General features: G+C 51.5%; 12 protein-coding genes. 8 read left to right on the forward strand and 4 right to left on the reverse strand.

The window, feature by feature from the left end:
- Positions 1 to 71 precede the first annotated feature (71 nt).
- Positions 72 to 1,283, forward strand: coding sequence for a 23S rRNA (cytosine(1962)-C(5))-methyltransferase RlmI (rlmI, locus tag HV237_RS15335; protein WP_047359366.1), 1,212 nt, complete (start codon positions 72 to 74; stop codon positions 1,281 to 1,283).
- A 57-nt stretch (positions 1,284 to 1,340) separates the two neighbouring features.
- On the forward strand, positions 1,341 to 1,658 hold the full coding sequence (hspQ, locus tag HV237_RS15340; protein WP_016152490.1) for a heat shock protein HspQ: 318 nt from the start codon (positions 1,341 to 1,343) through the stop codon (positions 1,656 to 1,658).
- Between the two features lie 67 nt (positions 1,659 to 1,725).
- Here the strand turns inward: hspQ and HV237_RS15345 are convergent, their stop codons facing one another.
- Entirely contained in the window at positions 1,726 to 2,139 is a 414-nt protein-coding gene (locus HV237_RS15345; RefSeq protein WP_016152489.1) for a CoA-binding protein, read from the reverse strand.
- Positions 2,140 to 2,310: 171 nt separating this feature from the next.
- Here HV237_RS15345 and HV237_RS15350 point away from each other — a divergent pair, with 171 nt between their 5' ends.
- Together HV237_RS15350 and mgsA are read left to right on the forward strand one after the other, a co-directional pair.
- Entirely contained in the window at positions 2,311 to 2,973 is a 663-nt protein-coding gene (locus HV237_RS15350; protein WP_019076417.1) for a DUF2057 family protein, read from the forward strand.
- A 93-nt stretch (positions 2,974 to 3,066) separates the two neighbouring features.
- Positions 3,067 to 3,525, forward strand: a complete 459-nt coding sequence (gene mgsA, locus HV237_RS15355; protein ID WP_016152487.1) for a methylglyoxal synthase — start codon at positions 3,067 to 3,069, stop codon at positions 3,523 to 3,525.
- A gap of 32 nt (positions 3,526 to 3,557) precedes the next feature.
- Here mgsA and helD read toward each other — a convergent pair whose 3' ends face one another.
- Entirely contained in the window at positions 3,558 to 5,612 is a 2,055-nt protein-coding gene (helD, locus tag HV237_RS15360; protein ID WP_047359367.1) for a DNA helicase IV, read from the reverse strand.
- A gap of 125 nt (positions 5,613 to 5,737) precedes the next feature.
- Between helD and HV237_RS15365 the strand changes: the two genes are divergently transcribed.
- Positions 5,738 to 6,184, forward strand: a complete 447-nt coding sequence (locus tag HV237_RS15365) for a YccF domain-containing protein (protein ID WP_016152485.1) — start codon at positions 5,738 to 5,740, stop codon at positions 6,182 to 6,184.
- Between the two features lie 18 nt (positions 6,185 to 6,202).
- Positions 6,203 to 8,356 (forward strand): YccS family putative transporter, encoded by a 2,154-nt coding sequence (yccS, locus tag HV237_RS15370; RefSeq protein ID WP_016152484.1) that lies wholly within the window; start codon positions 6,203 to 6,205, stop codon positions 8,354 to 8,356.
- On the opposite strand, the gene HV237_RS15375 is transcribed toward yccS, so the two are convergent.
- Complete coding sequence (locus HV237_RS15375; protein ID WP_016152483.1) at positions 8,334 to 8,948, reverse strand: TfoX/Sxy family DNA transformation protein; 615 nt, start codon at positions 8,946 to 8,948, stop codon at positions 8,334 to 8,336. The genes yccS and HV237_RS15375 overlap by 23 nt on opposite strands.
- Before the next feature lie 216 nt (positions 8,949 to 9,164).
- On the opposite strand from HV237_RS15375, the gene sulA reads away from it, so the two are divergent.
- Both sulA and ompA read left to right on the forward strand, forming a co-directional pair.
- Entirely contained in the window at positions 9,165 to 9,674 is a 510-nt protein-coding gene (sulA, locus tag HV237_RS15380; protein ID WP_046275730.1) for an SOS-induced cell division inhibitor SulA, read from the forward strand.
- A 357-nt stretch (positions 9,675 to 10,031) separates the two neighbouring features.
- A complete protein-coding gene (gene ompA / locus HV237_RS15385; protein WP_046275731.1) occupies positions 10,032 to 11,090 on the forward strand; it encodes a porin OmpA in 1,059 nt (352 codons plus the stop codon).
- A gap of 97 nt (positions 11,091 to 11,187) precedes the next feature.
- On the opposite strand, the gene matP is transcribed toward ompA, so the two are convergent.
- Positions 11,188 to 11,640 carry a macrodomain Ter protein MatP gene (matP, locus tag HV237_RS15390; RefSeq protein WP_016152480.1) on the reverse strand — a complete coding sequence of 151 codons (453 nt, stop codon included), beginning with the start codon at positions 11,638 to 11,640 and terminating at the stop codon, positions 11,188 to 11,190.
- Positions 11,641 to 11,686: the final 46 nt, after the last annotated feature.

The following is an 11,686-nucleotide window of genomic DNA, read 5'->3' on the forward strand; positions in this document are numbered from 1 at the left end:
ATTTTATTTTAATGGTTTCAGGTTGGTACTTTCATCCAACCCGCGTCACTGTTTGTGAGAGGTTGCTCCGCATGACTGAATCTACAATTCCACATTATCCTCGTTTAGTGTTAGCCAAGGGGCGCGAAAAATCATTACTTCGCCGCCATCCGTGGGTATTTTCCGGTGCTGTCGCACGTATGGAAGGTAAAGCCAACCTCGGTGAAACCGTTGATATTGTTGACCACCAGGGGAAATGGTTAGCGCGCGGTGCGTTCTCTCCGGCGTCGCAGATCCGTGCGCGCGTCTGGACCTTCGATAAGTCTGAATCCATCGACATTGCTTTCTTTACCCGTCGTCTGCAGAAGGCGCAGACATGGCGTGACTGGCTGGCGAAAAAGGACGGTCTGGACAGCTACCGTCTGATCGCCGGAGAATCCGACGGCCTGCCAGGTGTCACTATTGACCGCTTCGGCAACTTCCTCGTATTGCAGTTGCTCAGCGCGGGTGCTGAATACCAACGCGCCGCGCTGATTAATGCTCTGCAAATTGTTTTCCCGGACTGCGCTATTTATGACCGTAGCGATGTAGCCGTGCGTAAAAAAGAAGGTATGGCGCTGACCCAAGGGCCCGTCACGGGCGAACTGCCGCCTGCTCTGCTGCCTATCGAAGAGCACGGTATGAAGCTGCTGGTTGATATTCAGCACGGTCACAAAACCGGCTATTACCTCGATCAACGCGATAGCCGCCTGGCGACGCGTCGTTATGTGGAAAACCAGCGTGTCCTGAACTGTTTCTCCTATACCGGCGGCTTTGCGGTCTCAGCATTAATGGGCGGATGCCGTCAGGTGGTCAGCGTCGACACCTCTCAGGAAGCACTCGATATTGCCCGCCAGAACGTGGAACTGAACAAGCTGGATCTGAGTAAAGCCGAGTTCGTGCGAGATGATGTGTTCAAACTGCTGCGCGCCTATCGCGATCGCGGTGAGAAATTTGATGTCATCGTGATGGATCCGCCGAAATTTGTCGAGAATAAAAGCCAGTTGATGGGCGCCTGCCGCGGTTATAAGGACATCAATATGCTGGCTATTCAGTTGCTGAACCCAGGCGGCGTACTGCTGACATTTTCCTGCTCCGGGCTGATGACGACCGATTTATTTCAGAAAATCATCGCTGATGCCGCAATAGATGCTGGTCGTGATGTACAATTTATAGAGCAGTTCCGTCAGGCCGCCGATCATCCGGTGATCGCTACCTACCCGGAAGGGCTGTATCTGAAAGGGTTTGCCTGTCGCATCATGTAACTTGAAAAGTGGAATATTACCCTTACATAGAGGGTATCTATTTCCCGGGAGGTGACTATGATTGCCAGCAAATTCGGTATCGGCCAGCAGGTCCGCCATTCCCTGTTAGGTTACCTCGGAGTGGTCGTGGATATCGACCCGGAATATTCGCTTGATGAGCCGTCAGCCGATGAGTTGGCGGTTAACAGCGAACTTCGCGCCGCTCCCTGGTATCACGTGGTGATGGAAGACGATAATGGTCTGCCAGTGCATACGTATCTGGCCGAAGCACAACTGAGTAGCGAGCTACAGGAAGAACATCCGGAGCAACCGTCAATGGATGAACTGGCGCGCACAATCCGTAAACAGCTTCAGGCTCCGCGCCTGCGTAATTGATACTAACACAAGCCCGATGGCGCTTCGCTTATCGGGCCTGTGCGTTTCATCCGGCGACAGTCAAACTTTACTTCGCCAGTCCCAGTCGCGGGATCTCAATCGCCGGGCAACGATCCATCACCACCGTCAGCCCCGCATCACGCGCCAGCACGGCCGCCTGCTCGTTAATTACGCCAAGCTGCATCCATAGCGTCTTCGCGCCAATGGCGATAGCCTCCTGAGCGACGCCCCACGCCGCTTCAGAATTACGGAAGACATCGACCATATCCACTTTCTCTGGCACATCCGCCAGCGTTGCATAGCCCTGCTGCCCCAGCAGCATTTTCCCGGCAACCTTCGGTGAAACGGGAATAACGTGATAGCCCTGGTCGAGTAAATACTTCATCACGCGATAGCTTGGGCGATCGGGTTTATCGCTTGCGCCAACCAGTGCAATCGTGCGGGTAGATGTCAAAATGCCAGCAATATCGGTCTCTTTCATCGTTTTCCTCCAGGCTGTTTAACAAAGTGTACGACAAACCTGGCCCCGCAACCATTCATCCCATACTGGCGTATGAGAGCTAAACTCAAAAATATGTCTATATGTTAGTAAACGTGATTATCGAAAAATTTAGATACATGTTTGCAGCTATTTTCTGGACAGGAGAAACCTATGAAAGCCGGCATTGTGACAGCCTTAATTGCCCTGTGTTTGCCGGTAACCGTTTTTGCTACCTCATTACGCCTGTCTAATGATATTGACCTTTTGGTGCTGGACGGAAAAAAAGTTTCCAGCTCATTACTGCGTGGCGCCGACAGTATCGAGCTGGAAAATGGTCGCCACCAGCTCGTATTTCGCGTAGAAAAAACCATTCGCTTGTCCAGCCACGAAGAACGTCTGTATATTTCGCCTCCGCTGGTCATCAGCTTTGATACGCAACTCGTCAGCCAGGTTAATTTCCACCTCCCGCGTCTGAACAATGAGCGGGATACAGCGCATTTTGATGACGTTCCACGTGTGGAATTGCTGGATGGGGACTCCATGCCTATCCCCGTCAAGCTGGATATTCTGTCAATCACATCCACAGCAAAAATCGTGAATTATGAAATGGAAACTGAACGCTATAACAAAGCGGCTAAACATGCGTCATTACCGCAGTTTGCTACGATGATGGCCGATGACAGCTCGCTGCTTTCCGGGGTATCTGAACTGGATCGCGTGCCGCCTCAGTCGCAAACGCTGACCGAACAGCGCTTAAAATATTGGTACCAGCAGGCCGACGCACAAACGCGAAGTAACTTTTTGCAATGGGCTCAGAAACAGCCTCCTTCATGACATTTATGTTCGCATACGCATTTTTTTTGTCTTTCTCTTGCAGCGTCAAGAGCTTCCAGTACTCTGTAACCAGGTTAACTTGGGAGCTGTACTATGGAATTAACAACTCGCACATTGCCAGCGCGTAAACATATTGCGCTGGTTGCACACGATCACTGTAAAAAGATGTTGATGAGCTGGGTGGAACGCCACCAGCCGTTGCTGGAAAAGCACGTTCTGTACGCCACAGGCACGACGGGAAACTTAATCCAACGCGCAACGGGAATGGACGTCAACGCCATGCTGAGCGGTCCGATGGGGGGTGACCAGCAGGTGGGCGCGCTGATTTCAGAAGGGAAAATTGATGTGCTGATTTTCTTCTGGGACCCGCTTAACGCCGTACCTCACGATCCTGATGTCAAAGCCCTGCTGCGTCTGGCGACGGTATGGAACATTCCGGTTGCCACCAACGTGTCGACCGCCGATTTTATTATCCAGTCGCCAAACTTCAACGATGCAACGGACATCTTGATCCCAGATTACGCCCGCTATCTGGCAGAGCGCCTCAAATAAACGCCGGGCAGGCGGCAATTGCCGCCTGCTATTCAGGGTTTTCTTGCTACCGGAACATCCAGTTGTTTAAGTTCATCAACAAAGCACGACGGTGTTTCTTTATTAAACAGCAGCCATACCCGATGCCGTGCACGCGTTAGCGCCACATACAGCAAGCGTCTCTCTTCAGCATCCGGGAAATCCTCCACCGCCGGAAGCAACGCCTCTTCCATAATCGACTCGCGGGCCGGGGCGGGAAAACCGTCATTCCCATCATGAAGCCCCACAACAATAACGTAATCTGCCTGCTGTCCTTTACTGGCATGGATAGTCATGAAATCCAGCTGTAGCTTAGGCCAGCGGGTAGCTGCTTTCTCCAGACTGGCAGGTTTCAGATGATGGTATCGCGCCAGCACCAGAATTCTCTCTTCTGCCTTCACAAATCCCGACAGCTTATCCAGTAGCAGATCCAGCTGGCTTTCATCGAGCAACGTGACGGCTTTTTTATCGCCTGCCATCAGACTGTTGAGCGGTTTCGTAAGCTGATGAGGGTTTTGCTGGATAAACTGGTTTGCGACTTCACCAATGCGGCTATTAAAACGGTAAGTCGTATCCAGATTACAACGGTCGCCCTCGCCGAAGTTTTGCTGGAATGCGGTGGTCAACGAAAGCTGTGCTCCGCTGAACCGGTAAATTGCCTGCCAGTCATCCCCTACGGCAAACAGCGTAGTCTGTGAGTTTTGCTTGCGCAGTGCGGCTAACAGGGCGGCACGCTGAGGAGAAATGTCCTGAAATTCGTCGACCAGAATGTGTTTCCACGGACTGATAAACCGGCCTTTTTCCAGAATGACAATGGCCTGATGAATCAACCCGGAAAAATCGACGGCATTCTCATCCTTCAGGGCGCCCTTCCAGGCCTTGAGCAGGGGAGACATCAGCTTAATGCGTTTACTGAAAAGATCGCGAATCTCCTCCGGAGCATTGGCGATCATCTCAGCCTGCGCTCCGCCATGCATTCGCATCAGGCTAACCCAACGATCCAGCCGGGAAGCCAGCCGGCGCTGTAATTTTTCGTCATCCCAGAAGTTACCTTCGGGTACAGACCACTGCATCTCTTCTTCTAACCATTGCCGCCAGCCTTTGGCCTGTGCTTTTTTCTCACTGCACTGCTGACGCCAGGTCGTGATAAAAAGTTTGCTGCGCGCGGCAACATCATTTTCCAGCTTGCTAACCGTCGGGACTTTTTTGCTCCCCTGAGAAATAATGTGCAACGCCAGTGAATGAAACGTCCTCGCGGTGATCTCTTCCGTATGCAGACGTTCACGGATGCGATCGTCCATCTCCTGGGCCGCTTTGCGTCCAAACGCCAGCAGCAGGATTTGTTCGGCCGCCGCTTCCCCTCGCGCAAGTAGCCAGCCCGCACGGGCGACCAATACGGATGTTTTGCCGCTTCCGGCCCCCGCAAGAACCAGTAATGATTGTTCGCCGTTCACCACCGCCCGCGCCTGGGCCGGATTCAGCGGCGAGGACTCAATTTGCTGGAAAAAATCGGCATGTTCTTCCAGCATGGCATCGGTATACGCCTGGTTGTGCTGCAAGCGACAAGCTTCAATGTCCTTCAACCATGCCTGGCATTGACGTAACGCCTCACGGCAATTTTCAAATTCTTCCAGCCGGTTAATCGGGAGCGGCAATGCGGCAAAGGCGCGGCGGATCTGCTGCTGTAGCCCTGACGTCTGTTCGCGCGTCAGCCATTTATTCTCACTGGTGCGGGTGGCGATCGCCTCCAACTGCTGCTGTAAAACTCCCGCAGCGACGTCGCTCATTTCCTGACTCCACTGCTGCCAGAGCGAATTCAAATGGTGATGGAAGCGCTGGGTTTCAGCCCATTCTGTGCCGTGAAGACGAACCACCTTATCATCCGGGAGCACAAACTCCAGCTCCCCCCATACCAGGCCGCGTTTACAATGAATAGCCAGTAACTGATTGAAGGGAATAAGATACTCGTGACGATCGCCGGAAACCTTAATCCCGGCGTTGAGAATAACGGCCCGATCGTAAGGGTGTTGTGCCAGACGTTTTCCAAGAGAAGTTGCTTTCAGTTCCATAAGACTCAAGCGGATCCACACGAAGAGGTTTGCTTATCAGTGTAACCGCCAGAGAAAACGTGCTCCAGCCCAAAAAAACGTTACAATTGCCGAATTCACAGAAAACCAGAGTTAACCGAGGGTTTATGCGTACTGTTCTGAATATTTTAAATTTTGTGCTCGGGGGATTCGCCACCACCTTAGCCTGGTTACTGGCTACGCTGGTCAGTATTGTGCTGATTTTTACTCTCCCCCTGACCCGCTCATGCTGGGAAATTACCCGACTCTCGCTGTTTCCCTACGGTAACGAAGCGATTCATGTCGATGAGCTTAATCCAGCGGGCAAAAACGTCCTGTTGAATACCGGAGGCACCGTGCTCAATATTTTCTGGCTGATTTTCTTCGGCTGGTGGTTGTGCCTGATGCACATTGTCTCAGGTATTGCCCAGTGCATTACGATTATTGGTATCCCGGTTGGCATTGCGAATTTCAAAATCGCGGCGATTGCACTGTGGCCGGTGGGTCGCCGGGTAGTGTCAGTTGAAGTTGCTCGCGCGGCGCGTGAAGCCAACGCACGTCGTCGCTTCGAATAATCAGGACCGATGGCCTTTATGTTAAGTCCTCTGCTCAAACGCTATACCTGGAACAGCACCTGGCTGTACTACGTGCGGATTTTTATCGCGCTTTGCGGCACAACAGCGCTGCCCTGGTGGCTGGGTGACGTTAAGCTGACCATCCCGCTCACGCTGGGTATGGTCGCAGCCGCGCTTACTGACCTGGACGATCGTCTTGCAGGTCGTCTGCGCAATTTGATCATCACGCTGGTGTGCTTTTTCATTGCCTCGGCCTCGGTCGAACTGCTCTTCCCATGGCCATGGCTGTTTGCCCTTGGGTTAACGCTCTCCACCAGCGGCTTTATACTGCTGGGGGGATTAGGGCAGCGCTATGCAACCATCGCCTTTGGCGCGTTGCTGATCGCCATTTACACGATGCTCGGCACCTCGCTTTACGATCAGTGGTATCAGCAGCCAATCCTGCTGCTCGCGGGCGCGATTTGGTACAACCTGTTAACCCTGACCGGACATCTTCTGTTCCCTATTCGCCCGTTGCAGGACAATCTGGCGCGTAGCTATGAACAGTTAGCGCACTATCTGGAACTGAAATCGCGTCTTTTTGATCCCGACATAGAAGATGAAAGCCAGGCGCCGTTGTATGATCTAGCTCTTGCGAATGGGCAACTGATGGCGACTCTAAACCAGACAAAGGTGTCACTGCTGACCCGCCTGCGCGGCGACCGCGGACAGCGAGGAACACGTCGTACGCTACATTACTATTTTGTGGCGCAGGATATTCACGAACGCGCAAGCTCCTCGCATATTCAGTATCAAACGCTGCGCGACCATTTCCGCCACAGCGATGTGATGTTCCGCTTCCAGCGCCTGATGTCGATGCAGGGGCAAGCGTGTTCGCAACTGTCTCGCTGTATTTTATTACGCACGCCTTATCAGCACGATCCGCACTTTGAGCGCGTCTTCACCCATATTGATGCTGCACTTGAGCGCATGCGCGCGAGTGGTGAGCCTGCCGACCTGCTCAACACGTTGGGATTTTTGCTGTCAAACCTGCGGGCCATTGATGCCCAGTTGGCTACCATTGAGTCCGAACAGGCTCAGGTACTTTCGCGCAATGAGTCTGAAAATCAGCTTGCCGATGACAGCCCGCATGGGTTCAGTGATATCTGGTTGCGTCTGAGCCGTAATTTCACGCCTGAGTCCGCCCTGTTTCGTCATGCTGTTCGCATGTCGCTGGTGCTATGCGTCGGCTATGCCATTATCCAGATAACCGGAATGAACCACGGGTACTGGATCCTGTTGACCAGTCTGTTTGTCTGCCAGCCAAACTACAACGCCACCCGACATCGTCTGGCACTAAGGATTATCGGCACATTAGTCGGGATCGCCATTGGGTTACCGATCCTGTGGTTTGTACCTTCTCTCGAAGGGCAATTGATACTTCTGGTGATTACCGGCGTGTTGTTTTTTGCCTTTCGTAACGTCCAGTACGCGCATGCCACCATGTTTATCACGCTGCTGGTGCTGCTGTGCTTTAACCTGCTCGGTGAAGGTTTTGAAGTTGCACTTCCGCGCGTCATCGATACGTTGATCGGCTGTGCCATCGCCTGGGCTGCTGTCAGCTTTATCTGGCCAGACTGGCGTTTTCGGAATCTGCCGCGAGTGATTGAACGGGCCACTGACGCTAACTGTCGTTATCTTGATGCTATTCTCGAACAATATCATCAGGGGCGTGATAATCGTCTGGCATACCGTATCGCCCGCCGTGACGCGCACAATCGTGATGCGGAACTTGCTTCGGTGGTGTCGAACATGTCGAGTGAACCGGATGTCACGGCCCAAACACGCGAAACGGCGTTCCGCTTGCTGTGTCTTAACCATACGTTTACCAGCTATATTTCCGCCCTCGGCGCACATCGCGAGCAGTTAACCAATCCTGACGTTCTGGCATTGCTGGATGATGCCGTCTGCTATGTAGATGATGCGCTTCACCATCAACCTGCTGATGAGCAGCGCGTATACCAGGCGCTGGAAGATCTGAAGCAGCGAATTCAGCATCTCGAGCCACGTCCGGACAGTAAAGAGCCGCTGGTCGTACAGCAAGTTGGGTTACTGATTGCCCTGCTCCCGGAGATTCGGCGATTACAGCAACAAATTGCCGTGCTGCCATCTAATACCCCGGTTCCGGCGTAAGAGAACTCACCCACTCCACCAGCTCCTGGCGACGCGTCGCTGGGAGCGCGGCTTCATGCACCCCGTCAACCGCTCCTTCAAGGGCATAGAGTATTTTTACCGTTAAGGCAGGGTTATTTTGCCGAAGTTTCAACCAGCACATCTGAGCTCCCAGCGATCGCAATGTCCCCTCATCCTTAATTCCTGCTTCATTTAGCAAGGTCTCCAAATGAAACGTCATATTCGGTAATTCCCGCAGGCGATGTTGTGCAAAGCGACTCTGTTTTTCCTTAACGGCTGCATCGAGTGAAAATTGTGATAGCGATACTAACTGCTGCTGGTTCTGCCACAGGGTATCGTTCACCTGGTAATAATTGAGTACAACCGGACGTCCGCGCTTGATAAATGTTAGCCAGACAGGAGAATTTTTTACACAGTACTGGGCGCTCTGCTCACAGGCGCGAAGATATAACTCACCGCTGGCAACCATGGCAAAGACCGTATCACCAACCGTCAGACTATAGCCGCCAAACAGTGAGCGGTAGTGAATTGTTCCCAGAGAAGCCAGATATTCTTGTGATTTATAGATTCTTGCATAAGACTTTTCTTTCATAAAAATCCTTTTAAATCATAACGTAAGCAAATAATTTGCAGTAGCAGATCCGTTAATGACGAAAATAGGCAACTTATGCGTATGGGGCAAGATGAATTTTATTTTTCCAGTGATGATGACTAAAAATTGCGAACCTGTTTCCGAAAATAAGGTTGATCTTTATTGATGGCAGGGTTACTGTATATCCATACAGTAACCCACAGGGCTGGATTGATTATGTACACTTCAGGTTATGCAAATCGTTCTTCGTCGTTCTCTTCCGCATCGAGCAGCATTGCGCGCGTTTCAGCAGAGAACGCTACCGCTGGGCTTATCAGTGAAGTGGTCTATCGCGAGGACCAGCCCATGATGACGCAGCTCCTGCTGCTTCCCCTGCTGCAACAATTAGGGCAACAATCACGCTGGCAGCTGTGGCTGACGCCTCAGCAAAAATTAAGCCGTGAGTGGGTGCAGTCGGCCGGGCTTCCATTGACCAAAGTCATGCAAATCAGCCAGCTCTCCCCCTGCAATACGCTGGAATCGATGATTCGTGCGCTGCGCACAGGTAACTACAGCGTCGTCATCGGCTGGTTGACGGAAGAATTAACCGAAGATGAACATGCCGAACTGGTAAAAGCGGCAGATGAAGGTAATGCGATGGGGTTTATCATGCGTCCTGTTCGCGCTCAGTCACTTGCGGGGAGACAGCATTCCGGGCTAAAAATTCACTCGAATTTGTATCATTGAGTAAAATTAGGATTTATCCTGGAATTTTTTTTCATGTTTTAATTTGCCATTGAGCTGTAACGCGTTTTCCGGCTGAAGGCCTGTCTGAAGCGGTTTTCAGGAAATCTTCAGTACATTTATTCATCTATAAATGTTAAATATTGTGTACACAAGCCTTTTTTTTTCATATGCCTGACGGACTTCACACTTGTAAGTTTTCAACTACGTTGTAGACTTTACATCGCCAGGGGTGCTCGGCATAAGCCGCAGATATCGGTAGAGTAACTATTGAACTGGTCCCCGGGTGAAGGATTTAACCGTGTTATCTCTCTTCGGAGATATTCATGGCGAATTTTGGATGATAACGAGGCGCAAAAAATGAAAAAGACAGCTATCGCAATTGCAGTGGCACTGGCTGGTTTCGCTACCGTGGCGCAGGCCGCTCCGAAAGATAACACCTGGTACACTGGTGCTAAACTGGGCTGGTCTCAGTACCATGATATTGGTAACAACCAGATCAACAACGCTGGTCCTACCCACGAAAGCCAACTGGGTGCTGGTGCGTTCGGTGGTTATCAGGTTAACCCGTACGTTGGTTTTGAAATGGGTTACGACTGGTTAGGTCGTATGCCGTACAAAGGCTACACCGACGCTACCCATCAAAACGGCGCTTTCAAAGCTCAGGGCGTTCAGCTGACCGCTAAACTGGGTTACCCAATCACTGACGATCTGGACGTTTATACCCGTCTGGGTGGTATGGTTTGGCGTGCAGACGCTAAAAACAACGAAGGCTTCAAAGACCACGACACTGGTGTTTCCCCAGTATTCGCTGGTGGCGTAGAGTATGCAATTACTCCTGAAATCGCTACCCGTCTGGAATACCAGTGGACCAACAACATCGGTGACGCGAACACCGTTGGCGGTCGTCCGGATAACGGTCTGTTGAGCGTTGGTGTTTCCTACCGTTTCGGTCAGCAGGAAGAAGCAGCTCCAGTAGTTGCTGCTCCGGCTCCGGCTCCGGAAGTACAGACCAAACACTTCACTCTGAAGTCTGACGTTCTGTTCAACTTCAACAAAGCAACTCTGAAACCAGAAGGCCAGCAGGCTCTGGATCAGATGTACAGCCAGCTGAGCAACCTGGATCCGAAAGACGGTTCCGTAGTGGTTCTGGGCTTCACTGACCGCATCGGTTCTGACGCTTACAACCAGGGTCTGTCCGAGAAACGTGCTCAGTCCGTTGTTGATTACCTGATCTCTAAAGGTATTCCTTCTGACAAAATCTCTGCACGTGGCATGGGCGAATCCAACCCAGTTACTGGCAACACCTGTGACAACGTGAAAGCTCGCGCTGCACTGATCGACTGCCTGGCTCCGGATCGTCGTGTTGAGATCGAAGTTAAAGGTATCAAAGACGTTGTAACTCAGCCTCAGGCTTAAGTTATCGTCTTATGAAAAAACCCCGCTTTGCGGGGTTTTTTTTCACTTTTTATCAATCAAAGCAGGCCTGTACACAACACATTTAGCCATTCTGTGGTTATTCTTTTCCCAGCAGCGCCTGTAAATCCTGCTTCAAGGTCGACATTTTATTCGCGTACTTCTCTTTATGCTCTGCGTCTTCAATCAGTTGCACAATGGTTTCAGAAAGCGTTTTGCCGCGCCGCTGCGCAAGCCCCGCTAAGCGCTGCCAGACCATAAATTCCAGATCGATAGATTTCTTTCGCGTATGCTGATGCTCCGCGTTAAAGTGCCGCTTACGCCTCGCCCGTATGGTTTGTTTCATACGATTTAGCAGCGCAGAGTTCATGTGTTCTTCAATCCAGGTATTGACCCGAACCGGTTCATTTTCGAGGGTTAGCAACAAATCAACGGCTTCTTCGGCAGCGCTGGCCTCTACGTAACGGGTGATTAATTCCCCCTCACGATGCTTCTTCACCAGATACTTCCATTTCCAGCCGCTTTCAAGGTTTTCAAGTTGTTGATATTTCATTGCGATCTCAATGTTACCGTGTAACTCTTATCAGAATATCAGCTTT

The sequence above is a fragment of the Citrobacter sp. RHBSTW-00570 genome, from assembly GCF_013739755.1.
Taxonomy (GTDB): Bacteria; Pseudomonadota; Gammaproteobacteria; order Enterobacterales; family Enterobacteriaceae; genus Citrobacter; species Citrobacter braakii.